The sequence below is a fragment of the Deinococcus cellulosilyticus NBRC 106333 = KACC 11606 genome, assembly GCF_007990775.1.
GTDB lineage: Bacteria > Deinococcota > Deinococci > Deinococcales > Deinococcaceae > Deinococcus_C > Deinococcus_C cellulosilyticus.
The window spans coordinates 108398-132183 of sequence record NZ_BJXB01000015.1 but is presented as its reverse complement, the minus strand read 5'-3'; the positions used below and the strand labels follow the sequence as shown (position 1 = coordinate 132183).

Sequence of the window (23786 nt, the reverse complement as noted above, 5' to 3'; positions counted from 1 at the left end):
AGTCTGGCTTCCCCTCTTTTGTTGTGTCAGGCAACAACACATACAGGTTCAATGCCCATACAAATGTGATAAAAGTGTAACAATGTAGACGGTTCAAACCGTAAACTGGTGTCATGGAAATACAGGGACGCATTGGTGGCAGCAGTGTGGGATATGACATCCAGGCCACATACACCCCTCCCCTGGTACGTGGACGCATCGGTGGAGCCCAGATTGGCAAGAACATCCTCCTGAACATTGAAAACCAGACGGTGCGAGGCCGCATTGGTGGCAGCAGCGATGGTTTTGATGTGAATGTCCAGCTGGGCAGACACAGCGAAGGACGTCTGGGAGGAAATTTTATTGGACAGGACATTCTTTTTGATATTGAAGGCCAGCACATCACTGGAAGGTTCGGAGGCCCCTCGCTGGGATATGACCTGAACTTCCGTGCCGAGGGAAATCAGCTTGCTGGACGCATCGGTGGTCAGGTCGAGGGCAAGGACCTTGAGATTCAGGGCAATGTGCCTGCAGAACTGCTGGCCCTGCTGGGAACAGTGGCCTTCAAGGTGCTGCAGGACGATCAGCAGAATTATTCGAGCTCCAGTGCCAGCTACACCTCCTGAGACGCAGAAAACAACAAAAAGACCCCGCACATGCGGGGTCTTCTGAAGATGGATTCACTCCAGACTGCCGAGGACATTCATGTACAGCTGGATGAAATTGCTGTCATCGATGGCCTGGGTGTGATTCCAGGTGGCACTGACACAGTAAGTGTTGCCTGCCTGGTCCAGCAGTGCGGTGGTCAGGTTCAGCACGCCCACCTCACTGCCGCCTTTGTAACTGACCTGCTTCCAGTCTGCAGGGTTGACCACACCCGGATTGATCTGGGTGATTTTCAGGTTCTGCACTTTTGACATCAGGGTGCAGGCCTCGGTGGGGGTGAGGAGCCACTCGGCCCGCAGGTCTCCCTGGGTGCCTGAGAACTGGATCTTCTGCGCCGGGATCTGGTCGAGTTGCTTCAGGACCTCACGCTTTGCGGCCACATCCCCTTTGAGGTAGAGCTCAAGTGCGGACTTGTTTGCGGCGTCTCTCAGGGCAAAAAGATTGCGGGTGGTCAGCAGGGGCTGATTGGCTGCAGGCAGAAATTTTTCAATGGCCTCCCTGCCCAGAATGCGAATCAGTGCATCTGTTGCAGTGTTGTCGCTCTGGGAGACCATCAGGCCTGCCAGGGTTTCCAGGGTGAAATGGGCTCCGGGATACCAGTCTTGCAGTTGACCGCTGGGCAGGCTGATGTCCTGGGGTTCGAGGGTGACCACCGTGTCCCAGCCCAGTTTTTTTGCCTCAATCTGTTCCTGAAGGGCAGCCAGCACCGCAAGTTTGAAAGTGGACCCCACCGCCAGAGGCTCTGTGACTCCAGCCTGCTGAAGGACCTGCCCATTTTTCATGACCACCACACTGAATTTTCCTGGCAGGGTGAAGTAGCCTTTCATGGCTTCCCTCAGGTCCTTGACCCTGGGCTTCACCGCCTTGAAAAGCAGGGTGGTGATCTTGCCCTGGGCGTCCAGTCGGAGGGTGGCTGTCACCAGGGTTTTCTCGAATTCCAGCGTGAAATCCTGCCCTGCAGGGACCGCTTTCTGGAAAGCCCCTCCCTGCTGGGCAATTCCGGTGATGACCGCCTGAATCTGGGCCAGTGGAACCTGCTTGAGAACCTCTGGTGCAAACCATTCGGGCTTGATGGGCCCCTGGGTGAACAGTCTGGCAAGGGCCTGCTCGGGGGTCACCGCCTGGGTGAACTGGGCAAAAGACACTCCAGCAAGCGCAGCCGAAATCAGCAAGATTTTATGCATGGTCCTGCTTGCCTTCAGTCCGGGCTTCGTGCTGCTCTGCACTGCGTTTGAAGGTGGAGAGCAGGTCCACTCCGGTGGTGGTCTCCACCTGATCCAGCAGGCTCAGGATGCCTTTCGGCAGGTTGTGCAGGGTGGAATTGAAGCCTTCACCGTTGCCAGAATCGATGACGTTGAGTTTGTCGATCTTGACGCTGCGCACAGCATCGGCCATCTCTTTGACCAGGGTGGGCATCATGTTGAGGATGAACGCGCGCTCTCCTGCAACTCCCGCCTGATTGAACGCTTCAACCAGCAAACGGAACGCTTCTGCCTTGGCACGGCCCTCTTCGATGATGGGGGCTGCATCGGCCTGGGCTTCCAGCAGGCTGGCTTCGCGTTGTGCACGGGCAGGGGTGATCACGTCGGCTTCCAGACGCTTCTGGTTCAGCACGATCCGCTGGTGCTCCAGTTCCTGCTCGGCAATCACCCGGGCCCGTTCCCCGGCCACTGCAGCTTCATTCTCCTTGGCAACAGCAACGGCATTCAGTTCGGCCGTACGGACCCTGAGTTTGTTCTGCTCTTCAATGATCGCCTGCTGCGCCTGGGCCTGGGACACCTGGGAACGCTGCTGTGCACCCGCCTCGGCCTGGGTGGCTTCGGCGTTGCGCTCGGCCTCGGCAATGCGGGCCTCTTTCAGAACCTCGGCAGTTCTACGGCGACCGATGGAATCCAGATATCCTGATTCATCCGAGACGTTCTGGATCTTGAGGGTGTCGAGCTGCATGCCGATCTTGTGCATGTCGTGCTCAGCCTCTTCGATCAGGGCTTCTGCGAAGCGCAGGCGGTCCTCGTTGATCTCCTCGGGGGTCAGGGTGGCGATGATGCCACGGAGGTTCCCCTCCAGGGTGTCCTTGGTGATCTGGGTGATCTGCTCCCGTTTCACTTCCAGAAAACGCTCAATGGCATTGGAGAGGTAAGGCTCTCTGGCATTGACCTTGACGTTCGCCACAGCGTGCACAGTCAGTGGAATGCCCCCTTTGGAGTAGGCATTCTGCACGGTGAGGTCCAGTGGGATGGTGTTGAGGTCCATCCAGTTGATCTGTTCCAGCACTGGAACCCGGAAAGCACGCCCCCCACGGATCACCCGGTAACCCACCGAATCGCCCCCCTCCTGGGCAGTGCGGCGACCTGAAATCACCAGCACCCGGTTCGGGGGCACCACAATCAGAAAATTCTTGACCAGAATGACCACAAATACCACTGCGATGACCACCAGACCCACGATCACCAGCAGCGAACTCAAATCCAGATTGTTCATTGAATCCTCCTCAATGCTGTCACGCTGTTCAGGTCAGATCTGATGCCAGCGCCTGACATTCAATGTACCCTGTTCCACCCCAACCACGATGATGGGCTCACCCACCTGCAAGAGGTCACTCGAGTGGGCGTGAAATTCGGTGACCTGACCGGAAACCGTCAGCATCACCTTGCCGGGATGTTCGGGCCTCGGGGGAACGATCACCTTGCCGGTGCGTCCCACCAGATCACCCACCTGACCACTGAACTCCTGCTGTCTGGCATAACGGAAAAGCCAGGCCGTGGTGATGCCCACACTCAGGCCCGTGATCAGGGCGAAAACCCACTGTCCCCCCATGTTCAGGCCCAGACGGGACGCAATCACGCCCCCCAGACCAAAAAAAGCCACAGCAAACACCACAGCCCTGAGGTTCAGCCAGGAAAAAACATCATGCAGGTCTGGAGAACCCGCGTCCACCGTGCTGTCATGCTGGAACAGCAGTGAAACCAGAATCAATGCACCTCCAATGAGCAAACACAGCCAGAAAATCATGGAACCCTCCATTTCATGGTACGAGAGCTGAGGAAGAAGTGTTCCTGCGCTTCAGAAACAGGCATCTGTTTTATGCGACTTTTATACAATAGACCCACATGAACATTCTCGAAACCTGCCTGTATGTGCATGACCTGCTGGAAGCAGAAGCGTTCTACTGTGGCCTGCTGGGTTTTGAGGTGCACTCCCGCAGACTCCCGCGCCACGTTTTCCTGAAGGCAGGCAACGGCATGCTCCTGCTGTTCAACCCCGAAGAATCCCTCAGGCCAGGCACCCTGCCCACCCATGGGGTCAGGCCCGGAGGACATGTCTGCTTTGAAATGGAGCAGGACCGCCTGGACTTCTGGGAGGCCCGTCTGGAAGTTGCTGGTTTTGAAGTGACCCGCTACAGCTGGGGGGGCCTCAAAGGAGATTCCCTCCTGTTCTACGATCCCAGTGGGAATCTGGTGGAACTGGCATCACGGGGGTTGTGGGGGTTGGATTCCTTGCAATAAGGGCGAGCCAGCGGCCCGCCCCTACAGAGGGGGACATGGGTGGGCGTTTGAGGGGCTGGCCCTCAGCAACCCCGGTCAACAAAAACCGTTCCCCCGCAGGGGAACGGCCCATGGACACAAGATGTTACTTGGGTTCGTTCACAATCGTGATGCGACCTTCCACCACAGGGTTGGCAGATTTCACGAAAGCGAAGTAGTCGTTGACCACCACGTAGTCGGTGAGGTAGGTGTCCTGACGGAACCCTCTGGCGTTTTTCAGCACAGCGAAGTTGTCCCCACCGTTCGCAATGAAGTTGTTGGTGACCACTTTGTAGGTGGCTGCCGGGTCAATGGCTTTGAAGGTGCCATCGGCCTGTTTGATTTCTGCGCTGAGGACGCGGCTTCCTGCGGCCTTGGTGGGGTCGAAGCTGTAGCGCATGCCGCCCACCTGCAGGAAGCGACCTGCTCCGTTGGCCCAGTCGCTGACCCCGTTTTCCAGGGCAGCGATGATTTCCTGGCCGGTCAGATCCATCACGTAGACGGTGTTGCCGAAGGGCTGCACGGTGATGGTGTCCCCGTTGGTCACGGTGCCTGCGGCGATGCTGGCCCGGATGCCCCCGCCGTTCATCAGGGCGATCTGGGTGCCATACTTCTGGGTGGCCCACAGGTAGGCGTCGCTGATGAAGTTGCCGAGGTTGGTCTCGCGTTTGCGCACGTCTGGACGGTCGCCGTTCAGTTTGACGGCAGCGGTGCCCACGGGGGTCTTGCGGAAGGCTTCGAGGGGAAGCTGGAAAGCACGCATGGTGGCCTGCAGACGGATGTCGTTCTTGTAGTCTGCAGTGACGGGGTAAACTTTGCCGACCCAGGTCTGGGGCACACCTTCTTCGTTGAAGCCCACGCGCAGGGAGCCGTAGAACTTGGCCCATTCCCAGGCCTGAACAATCAGGATGGGGTTGCCACTGGCATCCTGCAGCACGGTGGGGTAGGGCCCTTCTGAGGCGGGGAGTCCGAGGCCTTCGTACTTGCCGAGGGGGGTGTGGCTGTGACCACCGATGATCACACCCACGCCTTTGAGTTGTGGCGCGAGAGCAAGATCCACGCTGTACCCAAGGTGGGAGAGCAGCACGATGTTGTTGATGCCCTGGGCACGCAGTTCATCGGCAGCTTTCTGCACGGTTTCGCGGGGGTCCAGGAATTTGACGGTGTCTCCGGGGCTGGAAGTGATGGGGGTGTCCGGGGTGGTCACACCGATCACACCAAGAGGCCCGTTGTCGGTCTGGACGATGGTGTAGGGCTTGATCAGGCCCTTGAGTTTTTCGTCACCGGAAGCGTCAATGTTGGCGGACACCACCGGGAAACTGGCGTTCTTGATGTAATCGGCAAGCTGTGCAGGACCGTTGTCGAACTCGTGGTTGCCGATGGTCTGGGCCTGGGTGCCAAAAGCTTCCATGTAGGCCAGGTCAGCAAGGCCTTTGTACACCTGACCATAGAGGGTTCCGGTGAACACATCTCCGGCATCCAGGATGACCGGGTTGATGGAGCGGCGCTTCAGTTCGTCGATGAGGGTTTTGACGCGGGCGACCCCACCGTATTGCACGCTGAACGCCTTGCCGTCGGGTCCGGTTCCGGTGACGGTGGTGGGCTCCAGGTGGTCGTGGGTGTCGTTGGAGTGCAGGAAGGTGAAAAGGGTGACTTTGCCAGAGGTGGCGGTCTGTGCTCTGGCTGCACTTCCGGTCACGGTGACAGCGCTTCCCAGACCCAGAATCTTCAGTAGGTTGCGGCGTGAAATCTTACTCATGTTTCCCCCTAATCGATTTGGTGTGCAGCACAGGCAAAAACAGTGCCATTCAGTGTTGTGGACTTCTGTCAGATCAGTATCATACAACTTTGAATTCAGTGCAAGTTTACTGACCTTGAACCGGGTCCACCTCTGAACAGGCCTGAGAATGCAAAGTGTGTACCAGACAGACCATAACATGTTTCAGGGTCAGGGTGCCTGTTGTTTGGTCCTGAGCTGGTGCCACTGAAGAATCTGCCTTATAGACCTTCATACTCCTGTGAGCTGAAACACACCTGATCAATCAGTACAGAAATTCCCGGATGTCATATCTTGCAGCTTTCAGGCCCATGCTGCGCACTCTTTTCGCCATCAGGGCCAGTTCCGTTTCCACTTCAGGCTCAGACATGGGGGTGAGCCCTGCGGCTTCCCGTTTCTCCGAGTACGTGAACCCTGGATGTTCCACAAAAGGCGACAGGTAAATCAGGTCTCCTGCGTCCAGAGGCATCTTTTTCAGGGCCTCCAGGGATGCCTCTGCATGAGGTTCACGGAATTCATGCCCACCGACCCCGACCATCAGAATCAGGCCCACCTGCAATCCTGCATGTTTCAGTTCAGAGACAAACTCCAGCAGGTCTGCCTGAGATCCAGGCTTGTTGATGAAGCGCAGCACCTCGTCCAGGCCACTTTCCATGCCAATGAAGACCCTCTGGAGGCCCAGGTCTTTCAGGGCGGTCCACTCTTCAGGGGTGTGCCTGCTGCCTGTGAACACATCAATGAAACTGGCCACCGGGAGACCGGGAAACGCCTGCCGGGTTTGAAAGAGCATCTCCTGCAGTCTGGAAAAGCTGAGGGCAAGGGCATTGCCGTCTGCCAGAAAGACACTCTTGCGAAGCCGCACCCCTTCACCAAAGAAAGCCTGGACCTCCTGCACGTGCTTTGCAAACTCTTCCGGGGTTTTCACCTTGAAGGGACGGTCTGCGTAGAAATTGCAGAAGGTGCATTTGTTCCAGGTGCACCCCTCGGTGGCCTGCAGCACCACGGAGAGGTACTGATCGGGCGGCAGAATGGAGATGGGACGGTACACCTGCAAAAACTTTGCTTTCTGGTCCAGCAGTTGATCCGGGGTGTAACGGTCTCTCAACCTGCAAACCAGATCCTCTGGCAGGATGGGGAGCAGGTCCTGGATTTGCCTCTCAACGTCTTCAAAAAATCGTCTGGCCTGCTCAGGGTTCAGCACCTCACGCTGTCTGCCCTCCTGCTGGTAGCGCACATGCACGTTGCTGGACAGGTCCCGCTTGTACACCACCCCACCTTTGAACACCGAAATCAGCCTTCCCTCCAGATCGAATGAGAACACCCTCTGGGGATCAGGGCTGAAGGTGGTGCTGTGCGGGTAGAGGTGATGCTTCATGCCCAGAGTCTATCGGGTCAGGTCTCTGAAAACAAAAGACCTGTCTGGTGCAAGACGGGAGATCCCTGATGTGCAATCTGGAAAATTCCTCTTGCATCCAGGAGATGCTCTGCACTGATGTTGCCCCATTTTGCTTTCTGCAGACATTTCTGTGCAACAGAACCGTTAGACTCGCATTTGGTGAAAGCGTATAATCCAATATGGCTCGCACCATCAAAAGACGTCCGGGAACCAAAGGAAGACCATGCCAATCTGGGATGAATTGACAGATGCAATTGAAAGTGGCGTGATTGTGACCAACCCCCAGGGGTACTGCATTTACAGCAACGCTTATGCCAGGACCCTGCTTCCCCTGGACCCCATGGACACCCCATTTGACAGCCATTTCAGCGAAGAACTCCGCAACATCTTTCGAGGGGAACACCTTCCTCGCGAGGGCCAGCACATCACGGCCCACCTCAAATACCGCTCGGCACACCATCCAGCAGAGATGGACCTGTTTGTGAAAAGCCGCCCTGCAGGAGGGGCGGTGGTGTTTCTGAACCCTGTCCGTCCAGAAATCAGCGAGGTCATGCAGAGCGAGGAGCGTTTCAGGTCGCTGGTGGAGATCTCGCCAGATGCCATCTGCATGCTCAGTGAACGGCTGGACATCGTCTATGCCAATTCCAGCATGGCCGCCCTGCTTGGCATTCCAGACCAGCAGGCGGTGGGACTCAACCTCTGGCAGGTCGTGGAACCCGAAGACCAGACCTTCCTGCTGAAACTGGTGCAGGCCCTCCCTTCTGAGGACCAGATCATGCCCCCGACCGAGCAGCACTGGAAAAGCCTCTCCGGTGAAAGGCTGGAGGTGGAGGTGGTGTGCCGCAGCTGGGTGGAACCCAACACCGCCGAACGCATCACCGTGCTGATCGCCCGGGACATCCGGGACCGCAAGGAGGCAGAACGCCAGTTGCGGGAAAGTGAAGCCCGACACCGCACCATGCTGAGCGCCATTCCAGACACAGTGTTCCTGATTGACCGATCTGGTGTGTGCAAGGACGTGCACTCTCCAGATCCTGATTTGCTTGCTGCTCCAGTGGAGATGTTTCTTGGAAAACGCATTTACGACCTCTTCCCTCCCCATCTGGCAGAGATGTTCGAGCATGTGATCTCCAGAGCCCTGGAGACAGCAGAACTGCAGACCATTGAATACGCCCTCGATCTGGGTCAGAGTGTGCAGTTCTTTGAGGCCCGGGTGGCCCGTCACAGCGAAGAGGACGTGCTGGCCGTGGTCCGGGACATCAGTGCCCAGAAAGCCTCGCTGGAACGCCTCGAATACCTGAACCAGTCGGATCAATTGACCGGACTCTACAACCGGGCGTACCTGCAGGACACCGCAGACCAGCTCATCCTGACCGCAGATCCACAGAATGTGGTGGGGGTGATGCTGTGGGACGTCAACCGTTTCAAGGACATCAATGACTCTCTGGGCTTTGCCGTGGGAGATGAACTCCTGCAGGCCGTGGCCCGAAAGCTGCGCAAGCATGTGGCCCACCCGGACCTGCTCGGAAGGCTCGATGGGGATGAATTCGCCATGGTGCTGCGCCGCTCTTCCATCTCGGAACTGATGCAGGTGGCCTACAGCGTGCAGAATGCTTTTGAGCAACCCCTGCACTTTGCAGGGCAGCAACACATCCTGTCTCTGGCGATGGGTCTGGCCATCTATCCCCACCAGGGTCAGACCTACCATGATTTGCTGCGGCAGGCCAACTCTGCCCTGAGGTACGCCAAACTGAACCGCCAGGGGGTGGCCGTGTACCGCCCTGAGTTTGACCTTCCCTCCAGCGAACGCATGCTGATCGAGCAGGAACTCAGAGATGCCATCCAGAAACGCAAACTGGTGCTGCAGTACCAGCCCCTGTGGGACATTCACCAGCAGAAACTGTGGGGGGTGGAATGCCTGGTGCGCCTGCAAAACCGCCAGGGACGCTTCATCTCGCCCGAGGAATTCATCAATCTGGCCGAGGAGACAGGCCTGATTCGCAGGCTGGACCAGCGGGTCATTGAGCTGGCCATGGAGGAATTGCGCGACCTGGATTTTGTCTGCTCGGTGAACCTGTCTCCGAGCACCATCCGCGACTCTGAATTCTTTGCCTGGATGCGGGACTTTGCCCTTCGTCTGGGAGAAAGGGCTTCAAGGCTGCAGATTGAAGTCACCGAGGGCACCCTGATGCAGGAACGGGATGTGGTGGTCTCCAGGCTCGAAGAGATGCGCAGGTGGGGCATCAAGGTGGCTCTGGACGATTTCGGGGTGGGGTACTCCTCCATGAGCTACCTGAAACATCTGCCTCTGGATGTCCTGAAGCTGGACCGCAGTTTCACCACCTACCTCGGGGAGTCGGAGACCGACAACCGCCTGATGGACAGCCTGATCCAGCTCGGGCATGGGCTGGGTTTCAAAGTGATCGCCGAAGGGGTGGAGACTTCAGAGCAGGTGCAGTGGCTGAGGACCCACCGCTGCGACCTGATTCAGGGGTACCACATCTCGAGACCGCTCAGCCACCGGGACCTGAGGCAGTGGATGGGGGCACTGAAATGAACACCCTGACGGTGTCTCGCACCCTCTGGAGCAAGATGGCCCTGCCCCTGCTCGCAGCAGGAGGTGTGCTGCTGCTGGTTCAGCTGTATCCCGTTCAACTGGTGGGACTGCTGGTGGCCCTCCTCATTGCAGGCACCCTGCTGATCTACCCGATTCCTGCGGGTCCCATCAGTGCTTTTGTGCTGGCCATGCTGATCGTGCTGGGCTGGAGCACCCCCATTGCCAGCAAAACCCTGCTGGTGGCCGGGATGCTGGTGCTGGCCAACTTCATTGGCCTGGTCTACCGCAGGCCCCGCACCGCTCCCACAGGGACCACCCAGTCTCTGCTTCTGGGCCTGTGGAGCGAACTGGAAGACAGCCCCACCGTGGAAAGCGTGCTGAACTACACCCGCGATTTCCTGCTGTCCAATGGAGTGAAATCGGTGGAACTCCACCAGAACATCATCCAGACCCTTCCAAACACCTACGCCATCTATGCCCTGAACCAGCGGGTGACGCAGCTGGAAGTGCGGGGGGTGCCCCGTCACATCCAGCTTGATGAACTGCTGAAAGTGGTGGAGGCGAGGCTTTCGCAAATTGCCCGCAATCAGGAAAATGCCTTCCTGAATTACATCACGCTGGAACTGCAGGACGCCCACAACCTCAAAGAGGGGGCCCAGCAGGTGTGTTACGCCCTGCTCTCCCACCGCAATTACACCAGTTGCGGGGTGTACGTGTACGACAAGAACACCTTCAGGCCTTACGCCCACACCCTTCTGGACGCACAGAATGTGGAATTCAATCACAACCTGCTGTGGAAGGCCTACCTGGAGCAGCGTGCCCTGTTCACCCATGATGAAGAGACCGCCCGCAGCCACCACCTGCCTGACTTTGACCGGGCTGCCGTTGCCATCATTCCCTTGCCTTCCCTGAGCCGCTCCAGGGCCTTTCTGGTGGTGGGGCGCAAGGAGTATGAACGCTGGGACAGTGAGGAGCAGGAGTTCTTGAGCAACCTGGGACGTCAGCTGGGGATGCTGATCCAGAAACAGACCCTGCTGGAGCGCCTCAAGAAAAGTGAGGCCATCCTCAGTGCCCTGCGCTCCCTGAGCCTGGATGAACTCAATTCCCTGCTGATGACCGCCGCTGCAGACCTGCTTCCCGGAGCACAGTACGGAGCCCTCCTGATCCGCGAGGACCAGCATTACCGCATGGTTGCCAGCCAGGGGCTCGATCTTGGTCCTCTGGCCCATGTGCGGATTCCCGAACAGGACGTTCTGGTCTGGTACGGCGGCTCACAGGAGGAGTGTCTGAACGGCATTCCCCGCATCCGCAGGCTGGACAGCAGCGATGCAGATGTGCAGCGCATCCAGACAGACGTGCTCCAGGATCTGGTCCCCCTGGCAAAACTGCAGGCCGACCTGTGTGTTCCCATTGTGCATGAAGGTCAAATGCTGGCTTTCCTGTCCCTGAACAACATGCTGGACAAACACGCTTTCGATCAGGACGCTCTGGAGGTAGCTGGACTCCTGGGCAGCCAGCTTGCTGTGATCGTTCAGGAAGCAAAACTGCGCCAGGAGCTCTCGGAGGCCGCTGCAACCGACCCCCTCACAGGCCTCCCCAACCGCCGTGCCCTGGAAAACCTCATTCCACTCGGGCTTGCCAGCCTCAGGCGCTCGGGGCAACCTGCCAGCTTTCTGCTGATGGACCTGAACGGCTTCAAGGCCATCAACGACCACTTCGGACACAAGTTTGGCGATGACATCCTCCGGCAGGTGGGGCGGTCCCTGAAGAGCGTGCAGCGTTCCACCGACCTGATCTTCCGTCTGGGCGGAGATGAATTCCTGGCCTACCTCCCCTCCACCAGCACTTTGGAAGCCCAGCAGGCCGCTGAGCGCTTCCAGACCGCCATTCAGGCACTGAGCCTCCGGGGGTTCCCACTGGGGGCCAGCATCGGGATGTCCCTGTTCCCGGATGAATCGGAAGGCCTGATCGAACTGCTGCGCATTGCCGATGAACGCATGTACGAGCAGAAACAGGCCTACTATGCCCTGCGCGGCAAAAGGGACGCTTGAAAGCCAGACCCAAACCCCGTAGGCTGACAGCGAATGGCAGACTACGCCCCTCCACCTGACCACCAGCGGCTGTACCTGGAAATCCAGTACCTTGGGACCCATTTTCAGGGCTGGCAGATGCAGGCAAAAGGCGAACGCACCGTGCAGGCCGAGCTTCACACAGCCCTTTCGCGCTTTGCCGAAGCCCATGTCCCTGTGGCCTGTGGCCGCACCGACACCGGGGTGCATGCCGAAAACATGCCTGTGCATGTGGATGTGAAAAACCTCAGGGTGCCCATCTCAAAACTGAAGCGTGCTCTGAACGCTCACCTTCCCGAGGACCTGAGCGTTTTGAAAGCAGAAGAGGCCAGAACGGGTTTTCACGCCCGTTTCAGCTGCAAATGGCGTGCCTACCGCTATGACCTGTTGCTCTGTGAAGAAAGGCGTCCCCTCTATGAGACCCGTGCGCTGAGGGTGCCTTATGTTTTAAACTTAAAGCAGATGGAAGAGGCTGCTGCACTGCTGATCGGAGAACACGATTTCAGGGCTTTTGCCACCCAGGAAGAGCGCCAGACCCGACGCATCATCTACGGCTGTCATCTGGAGCACTCCGGTGTCCATCTGTCCGTGCACATCCGTGGCGAGAGCTTTCTGCGCCACCAGATCCGCGCCATCATCGGGACCCTGCTGCTGATTGGCAGTGGCAGACAGACCCTCAGTGAATTCGAAGTCCTGCTGCAAGGCAAAAACCGTGCCGAGGCAGGCCCCAATGTCAAACCCCACGGCCTGCACTTTCTGGGTGCAGGTTACTGAATCCCAGACCAGAACCTGAATCGAGACCCTGACCACGACCATGTACGACATCATCGGTGACATTCACGGGTGTTACGCAGAACTGCAACGCCTGCTCAAACAACTCGGGTACTCTGCCCGCTTCCGGCACCCTGACGACCGGCAAATCATCTTTGTGGGAGACATCGCCGACCGGGGACCGCAGGTGGTGGAGTCCTACCAGCTGGTCATGCGCCTCGTGAGGGAAGGGGTCGCCCAGTGCGTGATGGGAAACCATGATTTGCGCATCCTCAACCACCTTTCCGGGCAGAAGAAGGTGGATTCCCCGAACACCCGGCAGTCCATCCAGCAGATCGAAGCCACCTCCAAAGCCTTCCAGGCCGACCTGCTCAGCTTTCTGAATGGCCTTCCATCCCAGCTCATGCTCGACCATGGCCGTCTGGTGGTGGCCCACGCAGGACTCCCCGCAGAATTTCACGGGGTGAACACCCCCATTGCCCGAGACCTTGCCATTCACGGAGAACGGGTGATGCACAACGGCAAACTCACCCGGGTGGACTGGACCAAGGATTACCATGGCCTGTCCCTGGTGGTCTACGGCCACACCCCGGTCCGCAAGGTGCGCTGGGTGAACAACACCGCGAACATCGACACCGGATGCGTCTTCGGAGGCAAACTCACTGCCCTGCTCTACCCCGAGCGCACCACCGTCAGCGTGCCCGCCTCCAGAATTTACAACATCAAATCTGGTGTGTGGGACCAATTTGGGATCTGACCCCGATATTCTCTCTCCAGAAGCCCGTAAATGCAGAAATTGATGTATTTCTCGGGGTGCAGGTGGTGTCTGCGTTCTTCTCGCAAGACGGCTTCCAGGGTGAAGCCAAGTTTCTCAGGGATGCGTCTGGAAGCCAGATTTTCCTCGTCGGTGCAGATTTCGATGCGGTGGAGTTTCATCTCGTTGAAACCATACTCCAGCATGGCCTGCACGGCCTCACGCATGTAACCCTGTCCGGTGAAGTCTTTGCCCAGCCAGTAACCGATTTCTGCCTTGGGGGTGTCCCAGTCCAGAAAATTGAAGATGGATGTGCCCATCAGGGCAGCGTCACTGCGGCGCACAATCATGAAACGCAGGTGTTCCTTGCGGTCATGAAAAAACTGGATGCTCTGTTCCATGCGCTCACGGGTGACCTGGATTTCTGGGAGGGTGCAGGCCCAGGCCATCCAGCGTTGCAGGTGCTCGTGGGAAAGGGCCATCAGGTTCTGGAAGGGCTCCACATCCTGCATGCTGGGAATGCGCAACAGCAGACGCGGGGTGTGGATTTCTGTGGGCAGGTCAAGGGAGGCAAGATCGGGCATGAGAGCAGCATAGCCTCCTGATTTTGTGCAGATCAATGGAGCACCGTGTGTCAGATCTTCTTCCAGAATGAAGGCATGATTCCAAAAGTGGTTTTTTTTGATCTGGATGACACCCTGCTGGACCACACCGGGACCTCCCAGAAGGCATTGCAACATGTTTTTGGGGAGCAGCTTGCGGAAAACCGCACCTCGCTGGAGGTGCTGGAACGCATGAACAGTGACCTGTATGACACCCTGATGGTGGATGTGCTGGCAAAAAAATACGACATCCACCACGCCAGAGCAGAGCGTTTCAGGCGCATGTTTGAAGCCTGTGGGGACAGTTGCACCCTGGAAAGAGGACACGCTGCATTCGGACTGTACCGCAGCAGGTTTGATGCAGAGCGCACCCTGATCCCGGGAGCCCTGGAGGTGTTGCAGGCTTTAGGGCAGGTGACGGAAGTGGGCATCATCACCAACCAACCCCACAAATTTGATCGGGATGTGGAACTGTTGCAGAACCTGCCCCGGCACTGGTTTGTTTCTGGAGAGGTGGGTTTGCGAAAGCCAGACCCTGCCCTCTTTAAGCTCGCCGTCCACACTGTGGGGTGTACGCCCTCTGAAGCTGTGATGGTGGGAGACCTGTGGGACAAAGATGTGGAGGGGGCCAGAAATGCAGGTTTGAGGCCGGTCTGGATCAACCGCTTCCAACTGGAGGCTCCAGATGCGGACATCCCGCAGCTCAGCAGCTATGAGCCTGTGGAACTGGCCTTGCGAATCATCTTGAAGGCATGAAAAAAGACCCCGAAAAGTCCAGGGCCTCTGGGGAACAGCTTTACCTGAGAAACAGTTTGTAGGCCGGGTTGTTCTCCTGGCACTGGTACTCGTAACCCAGGCGATCCAGGAAGGTCTGGAAGGCGTCCAGGTCTCCATCGGGCACCTGAATGCCACACAGGACCCGTCCGTGGGAACTGCCGTGGTTGCGGTAGTGGAACAGGCTGATGTTCCAGGTGGCCTGCATGGCCTCCAGAAAATCCGACAGGGCACCAGGCCGCTCAGGAAAAACGAAGCTGTAGATGCGCTCGTTTTCTGCCTCTGGAGCCCGCCCTCCCACCATGTGTCGCACATGGACAGCGGCCAGTTCATCCTGACTGAGATCCGTGACCGCATAATCGAGGGCACGCAGGTCCTCGATGATCTGCTGCTTGTCTCTGGGCTGCTCCATCTGCACCCCCACAAAAATGTGGGCTTCTGCAGTGGGCGCATAGCGGTAATTGAACTCGGTGATGTTGCGTTTCCCAAGTGCACGAATGAACCCTTTGAAAGCCCCGGGACGCTCGGGAATGGTGACGGCGATGATGGCTTCTTTCTGCTCACCGACATTGGCCCGTTCTGCCACATGGCGCAGGCGGTTGAAGTTGATGTTCGCACCACAGGTGAGGGCCACCAGGGTCTCCCCCTGAATGCCTTTTTCCCGCACGTAACGGGTCAGGCCTGCCGTGGCAAGAGCACCTGCAGGTTCCTGCACGGCGCGGGTGTCATCAAAGATGTCCTTGATGGCCGCGCACACCTCGTCGGTGGAGACCCGCACGTACTCGTCCACATACTGGCGCACCAGATTGAAGGTGTGTTCCCCGACGCGCTTCACTGCGACCCCATCCACAAAAATTCCGACCTGGGAGAGGGTGACCCGCTCTCCAGCTTCCACACTGCGGGTCATGGCATCGGAATCTTCCGGTTCCACGGCAACAATTTTGATGTCCGGGTTGACACTTTTGAGCAGCACCGCAATCCCGGCAGCCAGACCGCCCCCACCGATGGGCACAAAGACCGTGTATTTCTGGGCACGGCACTGCTGCAGGATTTCCAGACCGATGGTCCCCTGTCCGGCAATGACATAAGGGTCATCGTAAGGGTGAACAAAAGTCAGGCCATGCTCGGCCTGAAGCTGGTAGGCATGGGCTTCAGCATCGCTGTAACTGTCTCCATGCAGCACCACTTCTGCGCCATACCCTCGCACAGCCTGCACCTTGATGTCCGGGGTGGTGGCAGGCATCACGATGACCGCCCGGACACCCATCTTCTGGGCACTGAACGCCACCCCCTGCGCATGATTTCCCGCAGAGGCGCAAATCACCCCTCTGGCCCGTTCCTCTTCACTGAGCGTGGCCATCTTGTTGTAAGCGCCCCTGAGCTTGAAGGAATGCACAGGCTGGGTGTCTTCACGCTTGAAGTAGATGGTGTTCCCGAGCCGGTCTGACAGGCCACGGGCGAAGTCAAGCGCGGTCTCTCTGGCCACGTCATAGACGCGGCTTCCGAGGATTCTCTGTACGTACTCCAGGTTCATAAACTTCATGCTAAGACCTGGGAAGGTGGATTTCACGTCATTTGTACGGAAAAGGCAGGAAGCCGAGAGCCGAGGGCAGCAATGCAGGAATTGGTCATTCCAGCTGATGAAGGGGAATGCAAGGCATTTAAAAAGCACATGCCAGAGATCTTGATCAAGAATAAACTGTGCAGAACCTATGCCCTTACAAGCCATCAGCGGAACATTTGCAATTGCTCTAGGCTCTTTGCACTCGGCACTCTCACTTCCCGGCCAGCAAACAGTAACGTTATTCCCCTCCCCTCCCCAGACAGTAACAATGCACGGTAACAATGCTGGGCTATTTCGCTGAGAGACCGTGCAAGGGTGCGGGTTATGATGCCCCTATGGACCCCCTCAGCCTGACTGCCATTCTGGTGACCATTCTCTTCTGGGCTTCTTCTTTTGCTGGAATCAAGGCAGGGCTGGATCACTTCACCCCCGAGCACCTCACCGTCTACCGTTTTCTGGTGGCGAGTGCAGTGCTGCTGGTTTACGCAGCAGTGGCGCGGATTCCTTTCCCGGAGTGGAAAGACGTGCCCAGGATTTTCGGGGTGTCGATTCTGGGGATCACCATCTACCATTACGCCCTGAATTTTGGAGAGCTCACGGTTCCGGCAGGTGTGGCAAGCCTGATCATTGCTGCCGGTCCCGTGTTCACGGCCCTGATGGCCACCTTCTGGCTGGGGGAACGTCTGAACTGGCTGGGATGGCTTGGGATTGCAGTGAGCATTTCAGGGGTCACCCTGATTGTGCTGGGAAAAGAAGCAGACCTGAGCTTCACCCAGGGGGCCTTGTTGATCCTGCTGTCAGCTTTTGTGACCTCGCTGTACTTCGTGCTGCAAAAACCGCTGCTGAAAAAATACCCTTCCAGGCAGTTCACGGTGTGGTCTCTGGTGTTCGGGACGGTTCCGATGCTGGTCTCCTTGCCCGGCCTGCCAGAAGAAATCCGGGCTGCTCCTGCCAGTGCCAACTGGGCTGTGATCTACATCGGGATTTTCCCTGCAGCCCTCGCCTACCTGACCTGGACCTTTGCCTTGAGCCGCGTGCCTGCCAACATCACCACCAGCTTTCTGTACGTGTCTCCGGTCCTCGCCATCCTGATCTCGTATTTCTGGGTGCATGAGGTGCCCAGTCACATCTCCATCATCGGGGGTGGGATTGCACTGGTTGGGGTGATCATTGTGAACACGCTGGGGAAGCCGAGGGCACAGGGCACAGGGCCGAGAGCAAAACAGGCTTGAGCATGTGCTTGCATCACAAAAACAAGCAAGCCATTGGCTTTTGACCTGCAGGCGAAGCATTTAAGCCCTCGGCCCTCGGCTTCCTTCTGCCAAATGTGATTTGCCCCTAGACCCCACCTTCTCACTCTCATACACTGCTAACCATGAACAAGGCCATTGAGCTGAAAGACATTGCCATCGAACTCAATGGCCGGGATGTGCTGAGAAACGTCGATCTGACGGTAGAATCTGGTGAATTCATTGCCATCATCGGGGCAAGTGGTGGGGGGAAAAGCACCCTCCTCAGGGTGATTGCTGGACTGCTGAAGCCCAAACAGGGGACTGTGAAGGTCTGCTCCCAGCCCGCTTTTGTGTTCCAGAATTATCGCCTGCTGCCGTGGCGAACCGTGCTGAAAAACGTCAACCTGCCCCGTGAGGTGCAGCGCAAAGGGATGGAGCCCCGGGAGGCCCTCAAGCAGGTGGGGATGGACCAGTACCACGACCTGTACCCTGCAGAACTTTCTGGAGGAATGCAGGCCCGGGTGGCAGTGGCCCGTGCCCTGGCGCAGGACAGTGAGATCATCCTGATGGATGAGCCTTTTGCTGCGCTGGATGCCCTGGTGCGCGAGAGGTTCAATGCGGAATTGAGGCGGCTTCACCGCAAGGACCGCCGCACCATCCTGTTCGTGACCCACTCGATCCGTGAGGCGGTGTATCTGGCCGACCGGGTGGTGGTGGTGAAAAATGGGGGGATTGCCGACATCATCGACACAAGACTGGAAGGCCGGGTCAGTGCCTACACAGACGGAATTGAAGCGCAACTCAGGGAGCTTCTGGGAGAGGGGAACTCCACCCTGCTCAGCAACACCCCTCCCTCCAGAAAAATGCGTGTTGAGGGATGGCTGGCCCTCCTGGCCCTGCTGGTTTTTCTGCTGATCTGGCACCTCCTGAGCTTCACCCAGAATGCTTTTTCACTGCCCAGTCCACTGAAAGTGCTGGTCGAATTGCAGACGGCCTGGGGAGAACTGTACAGCCAGATGCTCCTGACTTTGCGCACCACCCTGATGGGCATTGCCTGCGGCATGGTGATGGGCATCATCCTGGGATATCCGCTGGGCCGTTTCCCGATGCTGGAACGCATCTTCTCCCCTTTTCTGGTGGCAAGCCAGAGCACCCCGATCATTGCCATTGCCCCCTTGCTCATCATCTGGCTTGGTTTCGGGACGGCCCCTGCTGTGGTTGCAGCGACGCTCACGGCATTTTATCCGGTGATGATTGCCACCATGACCGGGGTGCGTGAAGTCGAAAACAACTACCACGAGTACTTTGACACCCTGAAAGCCTCGTTCTGGCAGAGGTTGTGGTTGCTGGAAGCTCCGGGTGCCCTTCCTGTGCTGCTTGGGGGCCTGAAACTGACAGCAAGCCTTGCCCTGATTGGTGCAGTGGTGTGGGAGTTTGTCAGCAACGCTCCTGGCCTGGGTGCGGCCATCAACCAGGCGAGGGCCTATTACAACACCCCACGCATGTTCGCAGCGATTCTGCTCCTCACCACCCTGGGAGCCGGACTTTATCTGGTGGTGACCCTGCTGGAGAGGGCCGTTTTGAAATACCGCAGGCGCAGCAAATGACAACAAAACGTGAATGGGCTGCAGTGTCAACTCAGGCAACTTCCATTTGGGAATCTGAGGGAATCGTACAATGTAACCCATGAAACATGCCGCGCTCTTAACATTGCTGCTGACCGGTGTGGCAGCTGCCAAACCCCTGACCATCGGTCTGGGTTACATCCCCAACGTGCAATTCACCCCTTTTTATGCTGCTGATGCCATGGGTCACTACAAGTCAGAGGGCTTTGAAGTGGAATTCAAACACGGTTTTGTCTCTGAACTGATGCCCCTCCTGCTGCAGGGAAAAATTGACGCCGTGGTGGGCGATGCTGAAGACGCCATCTTCGCACAGGCCCAGGGTGCGAAGGTGAAATACGTGCTGGCCATGTACCAGAAGCTTCCCGTCACCATCTTCAGCCTTTCGAGCAAGGACATCGTGAAGGCCAGTGACCTGAAAGGCAAAACGCTGGGCATTCCTGGAGCTTTCGGAGCATCCTACATTGCCCTGCAGGCCCTGCTGGCCAAGAACAAGATCAAGGAAACCGACCTGCAGATTGCCCCCATCGGCTTCACCCAGCTTGAGGCCGTGAAAGCCGGGCGGGTGGACGCTGCACTCGGCTTCATCAACAATGAGCCCCTGATCCTGAGGCAGCAGAACACCAAGGTGAACACCCTGGACCTCACCAGTGCTTACCCGATGGTGGGAAACGGCGTGATCGTGTCTGACCGTCTGCTGAAAGACCGCGTGACCCTGCAGAAAATCCTCAGGGCCACCCAGAAGGGTCTGGCCTACACCGTGAGCAACCCCCAGAAAGCTTTTGAGGTCGGCAAGAAGTACTTCGGCAGCGCAGGAGGAGACATCAGCGTCCTGAACGCCTCCATCAACCTGATGCGCAGCAGTTACACCAACAAAACCGCGCTGGGCTACAGCGACCCCAGTTCCTGGGCAAAAGCCGTGAATGTCCTGAAAAACCTGGGCAAAGTGCCTGCCACTGCAAAGGCCAGTGATTTCTACAGCAATGCGTACCTGACGAAGGGGATCAGGTAAGGGGAAGGCTGCGAGCAGCCTTTTGCCGAGGGCCGAGAGCCGAGGGCCGAGAGCTACACCCCTCTGTCCTGCACAAGAAGCTGACAAAAGAATTGCTGCTGGTCTTGTTTTCTTGAGACCAGCAGCAGGGTGATGAACAGCAGGTCATGTTCATTCCCAGCCGGGAAACATTTGTGCACCTGAGCCTGAGTCCCTTCACACTGCATGACTGTTTTCTGTCTTTTGCCCTCGGCTCTAAGCCCTCGGCAAAAGGCCTCCTCACACCAGCCCCGGCAACCCCCGCATGTCCTCAAACACCCGCTCTGCACCTGCATCCAGCAGGTTCTGGGCGTGTGTGCGGTTGCAATGGCTTCCTCCCGTGAACCCAAGCACCCGCATGTTGGCGGCGCGGGCGGCCTGCACTCCTGTGATGCTGTCTTCGATCACGAGGCAGTCTGAGGGGGCATAACCCAGGGTTTCCGCAGCCAGCAGAAAGAGGTCGGGGGCGGGTTTGCCTCTTTTCACCTGATCGATGCTGAAGATGTGCTCAAAGTAGGGGGTGAGTCTGGTGAGGCGCAGAGATTGCTGGATGCGGGTCAGGTGGCTTCCAGAGGCCACGCATTTTGGACCGGGCAGGTTCTCCAGGGCCTCATGGATGCCATTGATGGCCTGCAGTTCCTGTTCGAAGATTTCGGCGGTGCGCTGGATTTTCAGCTGGGAGTAATTTTCGGGGAGGGGGCGGCCCAGCAGGTCGGTGAGTTCTTTTTCCACATCGGCGGCACTTCTGCCCACAAAGCGGTCGATGTGGTCTTCCAGACTGATCTCTAAACCGAGTTCACCCAGCAGTTCCACACCTGCCCGGTTGGAGAGGATCTCACTGTCCACCAGCACGCCATCGCAGTCAAAGATCAGTAAAGGAGCCATGGTCGAATTCTGGCACATGGGGTGCCAGGAGTGTCCAGCTTGTTTGGTTTCCAGAATTTGTGTGTTTGCATTAGCGGTAAAGCTGTCCTGATGGGCTCTGTCTGCCACTAAGTGTAGTGAGTGAAAAAGAGCTGGGATTTTGATTTCTGAGAGGGCGTTGTCAGGATTTTCATTTTTCTGGGATCTCTGCCCCTCTTGACGGGGCCTGCAGATGGTGCTATTACTGTTGTTGTAACCGGTTACAAGACATGCTCCCTTTCCCAGAGGTGCGGCAACTTCTGTCTCCATGTTTTGTAACCGGTAACAAAGGCTAAGGTGGAAGAATGAAAATCACCATTGACGAAATCGCGCGCGTGTCCGGTGTCTCCAAAGGCACCGTCAGCCGGGTCATCAACGGAAAAACCACCGTCGCCGCAGCCACACGGGAAAAAGTGCTGGAGGTCATGAACCGCCTGGGCTTTGTCCCCGATCCCGCAGCCCGTGAGCTGAGCATGCGCTCCAAGTACACCATCGGCATTTCCATCGGACAGGGAGACAGCCGCATCAGCCCGTATTTTGCCCTGATCTGGCGGGCCCTGACCCGCGAAACCCAGGAACTCGGCATCCAGTTCATTGAACTTGAAGAAGACCTCTCCAGTTATGTGCGCCTCCCCAATGCGGTGCTGCTTTTCAGTGCCCAGCACACCCACAAACGCCTCGATTACCTGCAAACCCAGCACATTCCTGCTGTGGTGATTGGGCATGAACCCGGAAACTTCTTTGTGGTCCCGGATGACCTTGAAGGGGGCAAACTCGCCGCAGAACACCTGATTTCACTGGGCCACCGTGAATTCGCCTTTCTGGGCACCCAGGTTCCCAGCCAGGCCGCAGATGACCGCCGCCAGGGTTTCTGTGAAGCCCTGAAAGGTACAGGCCTGCACCTTCAGCCAGAGCACGACCTCGAAGGCCATTTCAACACCCTGGACGCCTACCGGGCTGTTCGCAGGGCCTGGGAAGCAGGACACCATTTCACCGCCCTCTTCGCAGCCAGTGACGAAATGGCCATCGGAGCGATTGGAGCACTGCAGGACCTCGGGGTCAACGTTCCCCGGGATGTGTCTGTGATCGGCTTTGACGGTTTTCCCTTCCCGAACCAGAACCTCACCACCATTGCACAGGACATTTCCCGCATCGCCCACGCCGCCGTGCAGCTTGCCCTGTCCGGCATTGAGGGGGAGGACCCCCAGGGGGTGTACGTCCCGGTGCAACTCCAGATCGGGACCACCACCGCACCCCCACCCGATTCAACCGTTTGATTGCTCAACCCCATAAGGGGTTTGAACAAATAGGAGGAGAGAAACATGAGAAGAAGTCTGCTGCTCGCTGCTGCTTTGCTGGCCGGTGCCGCCAGTGCCGAAACCGTCGTGAAGCTCAATGGATTCGCCGGGGCCGATGTGGCCATCGTCAACGACCTGCTGAACAAGATCGTGAACCCTGCGCTGGCCAAAGAGGGCATCAAAGCGGTGTTTGAGCCCTTCCAGGGGGATTTCAACGCTGCGCTGACCAACGCCCTGTCAAGCGGAACCGCCGGAGACCTGATGTACATCGACATCTTCGTGGCTCCGGGGTTCATCAAGACCGGCAAACTTCTTCCCTTAAACGGCAAGGTGAACACCAGACCCTTCCTGCCCACCCTGGTCAAGGCCTTCACCGACTCGGGCAAGGTGTATGCAGTGGCCAAGGATTTCAACTCTCTTGCGATCACCTACAACAAAGACCTCTTTGATGAGGCGGACGTTCCCTACCCCAACGAGAACGACACCTGGAGCACCTTTGCCGACAAACTGCGCAAGGTCAAGAAAGCACTTGGAAACGACTATTACGGCATCTGCCTGCCTGCAGACTTCGCCCGATTTGGTGCTTTCGCCTTTGCCACCGGCTGGAAAACCTTTGACACCAAAGGGAACAGCAACCTGCTCGATCCCCGGTTCAAAGAAGCCTTCAACTTCTACACCGGACTGGTGAAAGACAAAACCGCCATTCTGCCCTCTGACCTTTCCCAGGGCTGGTCTGGTGGATGCTTTGGAGGCGGCAAGGTCGCAGCGGCCATCGAAGGGGCCTGGATCTCGGGCTTCCTGCGCGACAACGCCCCCAACCTGAAATACGGCACCGCCCCCCTGCCCAGAAACGACAAGACCAAAAAACGCGGCAACTTCATCTACACCGTGGGCTGGGCTGTGAACAAGGAATCCAAAAACCAGGCTGCTGCCCTGAAGGTGCTCGACCTGCTGACCAGTGAGAAAACCCAGCAGTTCATCCTCACCGAAGGTCTGGCGATCCCGAGCCGCACCAGCCTGCAGAGCAACGCCTACTTCAACAAGACCACCCAGGAGGCTGTGAACGCCAAAGTGGTGTTCCAGGGGGCCAGCGATGGCTACGTGTACGGGTACAGCTTCAAGCAGTACGGTGGCGACTGGATGACCCCCGTGAACGCCGCCCTGCAGGCCGTGATGAGCGGCAAGTCCACCACCGACGAGGCCCTGAAGAAAGCCCAGGCTGACCTGAACTCGGTGATGAAACGCTAAAAAACCTCACCTCGCTCGCA

At 57.7% G+C, this 23786-nt stretch carries 20 protein-coding genes; 12 read left to right on the top strand and 8 right to left on the bottom strand.

Annotated features, from left to right (window positions below):
* Positions 1–113: 113 nt before the first annotated feature.
* On the top strand, positions 114–605 hold the full coding sequence (locus tag DC3_RS16895) for a hypothetical protein (RefSeq protein WP_146886343.1): 492 nt from the start codon (positions 114–116) through the stop codon (positions 603–605).
* A gap of 54 nt (positions 606–659) precedes the next feature.
* Here the strand turns inward: DC3_RS16895 and DC3_RS16890 are convergent, their stop codons facing one another.
* From DC3_RS16890 to DC3_RS16880, 3 genes are read right to left on the bottom strand one after another with little or no spacing between them, the layout of a single operon-like run.
* Positions 660–1829 (bottom strand): serine hydrolase, encoded by a 1170-nt coding sequence (locus DC3_RS16890; protein WP_146886341.1) that lies wholly within the window; start codon positions 1827–1829, stop codon positions 660–662.
* Entirely contained in the window at positions 1822–3126 is a 1305-nt protein-coding gene (locus tag DC3_RS16885; RefSeq protein ID WP_146886339.1) for a flotillin family protein, read from the bottom strand. Before DC3_RS16885 ends, DC3_RS16890 begins: the two co-directional genes overlap by 8 nt.
* Positions 3127–3159: 33 nt before the next feature.
* A complete protein-coding gene (locus DC3_RS16880; protein WP_146886337.1) occupies positions 3160–3657 on the bottom strand; it encodes an NfeD C-terminal domain-containing protein in 498 nt (165 codons plus the stop codon).
* A 98-nt stretch (positions 3658–3755) separates the two neighbouring features.
* Here DC3_RS16880 and DC3_RS16875 point away from each other — a divergent pair, with 98 nt between their 5' ends.
* Positions 3756–4151, top strand: coding sequence for a VOC family protein (locus DC3_RS16875; protein ID WP_146886335.1), 396 nt, complete (start codon positions 3756–3758; stop codon positions 4149–4151).
* Positions 4152–4275: 124 nt separating this feature from the next.
* Here the strand turns inward: DC3_RS16875 and DC3_RS16870 are convergent, their stop codons facing one another.
* Together DC3_RS16870 and DC3_RS16865 are read right to left on the bottom strand one after the other, a co-directional pair.
* Positions 4276–5928, bottom strand: coding sequence for a bifunctional metallophosphatase/5'-nucleotidase (locus DC3_RS16870; RefSeq protein ID WP_222594786.1), 1653 nt, complete (start codon positions 5926–5928; stop codon positions 4276–4278).
* Positions 5929–6211: 283 nt separating this feature from the next.
* Positions 6212–7321: a radical SAM protein gene (locus DC3_RS16865; protein WP_146886333.1), complete on the bottom strand. Its 1110-nt coding sequence runs from the start codon at positions 7319–7321 to the stop codon at positions 6212–6214.
* A gap of 244 nt (positions 7322–7565) precedes the next feature.
* Here DC3_RS16865 and DC3_RS16860 point away from each other — a divergent pair, with 244 nt between their 5' ends.
* From DC3_RS16860 to prpE, 4 genes are read left to right on the top strand one after another with little or no spacing between them, the layout of a single operon-like run.
* A complete protein-coding gene (locus DC3_RS16860) occupies positions 7566–9899 on the top strand; it encodes a putative bifunctional diguanylate cyclase/phosphodiesterase (RefSeq protein ID WP_146886331.1) in 2334 nt (777 codons plus the stop codon).
* The gene (locus tag DC3_RS16855; RefSeq protein WP_146886329.1) at positions 9896–11950 is read left to right on the top strand and encodes a sensor domain-containing diguanylate cyclase; all 2055 of its coding nucleotides are present in this window, start codon (positions 9896–9898) and stop codon (positions 11948–11950) included. The genes DC3_RS16860 and DC3_RS16855 overlap by 4 nt, the downstream gene beginning before the upstream one ends.
* 33 nt (positions 11951–11983) lie before the next feature.
* Positions 11984–12742 carry a tRNA pseudouridine(38-40) synthase TruA gene (gene truA / locus DC3_RS16850; RefSeq protein WP_146886328.1) on the top strand — a complete coding sequence of 253 codons (759 nt, stop codon included), beginning with the start codon at positions 11984–11986 and terminating at the stop codon, positions 12740–12742.
* A 40-nt stretch (positions 12743–12782) separates the two neighbouring features.
* Positions 12783–13496, top strand: a complete 714-nt coding sequence (gene prpE, locus DC3_RS16845; protein ID WP_146886326.1) for a bis(5'-nucleosyl)-tetraphosphatase PrpE — start codon at positions 12783–12785, stop codon at positions 13494–13496.
* Here the strand turns inward: prpE and DC3_RS16840 are convergent.
* Positions 13454–14077 carry a GNAT family N-acetyltransferase gene (locus DC3_RS16840; RefSeq protein ID WP_186816089.1) on the bottom strand — a complete coding sequence of 208 codons (624 nt, stop codon included), beginning with the start codon at positions 14075–14077 and terminating at the stop codon, positions 13454–13456. The genes prpE and DC3_RS16840 overlap by 43 nt on opposite strands.
* A 75-nt stretch (positions 14078–14152) precedes the next feature.
* Between DC3_RS16840 and DC3_RS16835 the strand changes: the two genes are divergently transcribed.
* Positions 14153–14851 (top strand): HAD family hydrolase, encoded by a 699-nt coding sequence (locus tag DC3_RS16835; RefSeq protein ID WP_146886322.1) that lies wholly within the window; start codon positions 14153–14155, stop codon positions 14849–14851.
* A gap of 40 nt (positions 14852–14891) precedes the next feature.
* Here DC3_RS16835 and ilvA read toward each other — a convergent pair whose 3' ends face one another.
* On the bottom strand, positions 14892–16403 hold the full coding sequence (gene ilvA / locus DC3_RS16830) for a threonine ammonia-lyase, biosynthetic (RefSeq protein ID WP_146886320.1): 1512 nt from the start codon (positions 16401–16403) through the stop codon (positions 14892–14894).
* A 365-nt stretch (positions 16404–16768) separates the two neighbouring features.
* On the opposite strand from ilvA, the gene DC3_RS16825 reads away from it, so the two are divergent.
* From DC3_RS16825 to DC3_RS16815, 3 genes are all read left to right on the top strand, one after another.
* Positions 16769–17665 carry a DMT family transporter gene (locus DC3_RS16825; RefSeq protein ID WP_146886318.1) on the top strand — a complete coding sequence of 299 codons (897 nt, stop codon included), beginning with the start codon at positions 16769–16771 and terminating at the stop codon, positions 17663–17665.
* Positions 17666–17808: 143 nt separating this feature from the next.
* Positions 17809–19272: an ABC transporter permease subunit gene (locus DC3_RS16820; protein ID WP_146886316.1), complete on the top strand. Its 1464-nt coding sequence runs from the start codon at positions 17809–17811 to the stop codon at positions 19270–19272.
* Positions 19273–19351: 79 nt separating this feature from the next.
* Positions 19352–20299, top strand: a complete 948-nt coding sequence (locus tag DC3_RS16815; protein WP_146886314.1) for an ABC transporter substrate-binding protein — start codon at positions 19352–19354, stop codon at positions 20297–20299.
* 258 nt (positions 20300–20557) lie between these two features.
* Here DC3_RS16815 and DC3_RS16810 read toward each other — a convergent pair whose 3' ends face one another.
* Positions 20558–21202: an HAD family hydrolase gene (locus tag DC3_RS16810; RefSeq protein WP_146886312.1), complete on the bottom strand. Its 645-nt coding sequence runs from the start codon at positions 21200–21202 to the stop codon at positions 20558–20560.
* Between the two features lie 323 nt (positions 21203–21525).
* Between DC3_RS16810 and DC3_RS16805 the strand changes: the two genes are divergently transcribed.
* Together DC3_RS16805 and DC3_RS16800 are read left to right on the top strand one after the other, a co-directional pair.
* Positions 21526–22497, top strand: coding sequence for a LacI family DNA-binding transcriptional regulator (locus DC3_RS16805; protein ID WP_146886310.1), 972 nt, complete (start codon positions 21526–21528; stop codon positions 22495–22497).
* A 45-nt stretch (positions 22498–22542) separates the two neighbouring features.
* The gene (locus DC3_RS16800; protein ID WP_146886308.1) at positions 22543–23766 is read left to right on the top strand and encodes an extracellular solute-binding protein; all 1224 of its coding nucleotides are present in this window, start codon (positions 22543–22545) and stop codon (positions 23764–23766) included.
* Positions 23767–23786 lie beyond the last annotated feature (20 nt).

Excerpts from the sequence above, each read along its gene's own strand:
- DC3_RS16895 (WP_146886343.1), top strand. The coding sequence starts at position 114 with ATGGAAATACAGGGACGCATTGGTGGCAGCAGTGTGGGATATGACATC.
- DC3_RS16890 (WP_146886341.1), bottom strand. The coding sequence starts at position 1,829 with ATGCATAAAATCTTGCTGATTTCGGCTGCGCTTGCTGGAGTGTCTTTT.
- DC3_RS16885 (WP_146886339.1), bottom strand. The coding sequence starts at position 3,126 with ATGAACAATCTGGATTTGAGTTCGCTGCTGGTGATCGTGGGTCTGGTG.
- DC3_RS16880 (WP_146886337.1), bottom strand. The coding sequence starts at position 3,657 with ATGATTTTCTGGCTGTGTTTGCTCATTGGAGGTGCATTGATTCTGGTT.
- DC3_RS16875 (WP_146886335.1), top strand. The coding sequence starts at position 3,756 with ATGAACATTCTCGAAACCTGCCTGTATGTGCATGACCTGCTGGAAGCA.
- DC3_RS16870 (WP_222594786.1), bottom strand. The coding sequence starts at position 5,928 with ATGAGTAAGATTTCACGCCGCAACCTACTGAAGATTCTGGGTCTGGGA.
- DC3_RS16865 (WP_146886333.1), bottom strand. The coding sequence starts at position 7,321 with ATGAAGCATCACCTCTACCCGCACAGCACCACCTTCAGCCCTGATCCC.
- DC3_RS16860 (WP_146886331.1), top strand. The coding sequence starts at position 7,566 with ATGCCAATCTGGGATGAATTGACAGATGCAATTGAAAGTGGCGTGATT.
- DC3_RS16855 (WP_146886329.1), top strand. The coding sequence starts at position 9,896 with ATGAACACCCTGACGGTGTCTCGCACCCTCTGGAGCAAGATGGCCCTG.
- truA (WP_146886328.1), top strand. The coding sequence starts at position 11,984 with ATGGCAGACTACGCCCCTCCACCTGACCACCAGCGGCTGTACCTGGAA.
- prpE (WP_146886326.1), top strand. The coding sequence starts at position 12,783 with ATGTACGACATCATCGGTGACATTCACGGGTGTTACGCAGAACTGCAA.
- DC3_RS16840 (WP_186816089.1), bottom strand. The coding sequence starts at position 14,077 with ATGCCCGATCTTGCCTCCCTTGACCTGCCCACAGAAATCCACACCCCG.
- DC3_RS16835 (WP_146886322.1), top strand. The coding sequence starts at position 14,153 with ATGATTCCAAAAGTGGTTTTTTTTGATCTGGATGACACCCTGCTGGAC.
- ilvA (WP_146886320.1), bottom strand. The coding sequence starts at position 16,403 with ATGAACCTGGAGTACGTACAGAGAATCCTCGGAAGCCGCGTCTATGAC.
- DC3_RS16825 (WP_146886318.1), top strand. The coding sequence starts at position 16,769 with ATGGACCCCCTCAGCCTGACTGCCATTCTGGTGACCATTCTCTTCTGG.
- DC3_RS16820 (WP_146886316.1), top strand. The coding sequence starts at position 17,809 with ATGAACAAGGCCATTGAGCTGAAAGACATTGCCATCGAACTCAATGGC.
- DC3_RS16815 (WP_146886314.1), top strand. The coding sequence starts at position 19,352 with ATGAAACATGCCGCGCTCTTAACATTGCTGCTGACCGGTGTGGCAGCT.
- DC3_RS16810 (WP_146886312.1), bottom strand. The coding sequence starts at position 21,202 with ATGGCTCCTTTACTGATCTTTGACTGCGATGGCGTGCTGGTGGACAGT.
- DC3_RS16805 (WP_146886310.1), top strand. The coding sequence starts at position 21,526 with ATGAAAATCACCATTGACGAAATCGCGCGCGTGTCCGGTGTCTCCAAA.
- DC3_RS16800 (WP_146886308.1), top strand. The coding sequence starts at position 22,543 with ATGAGAAGAAGTCTGCTGCTCGCTGCTGCTTTGCTGGCCGGTGCCGCC.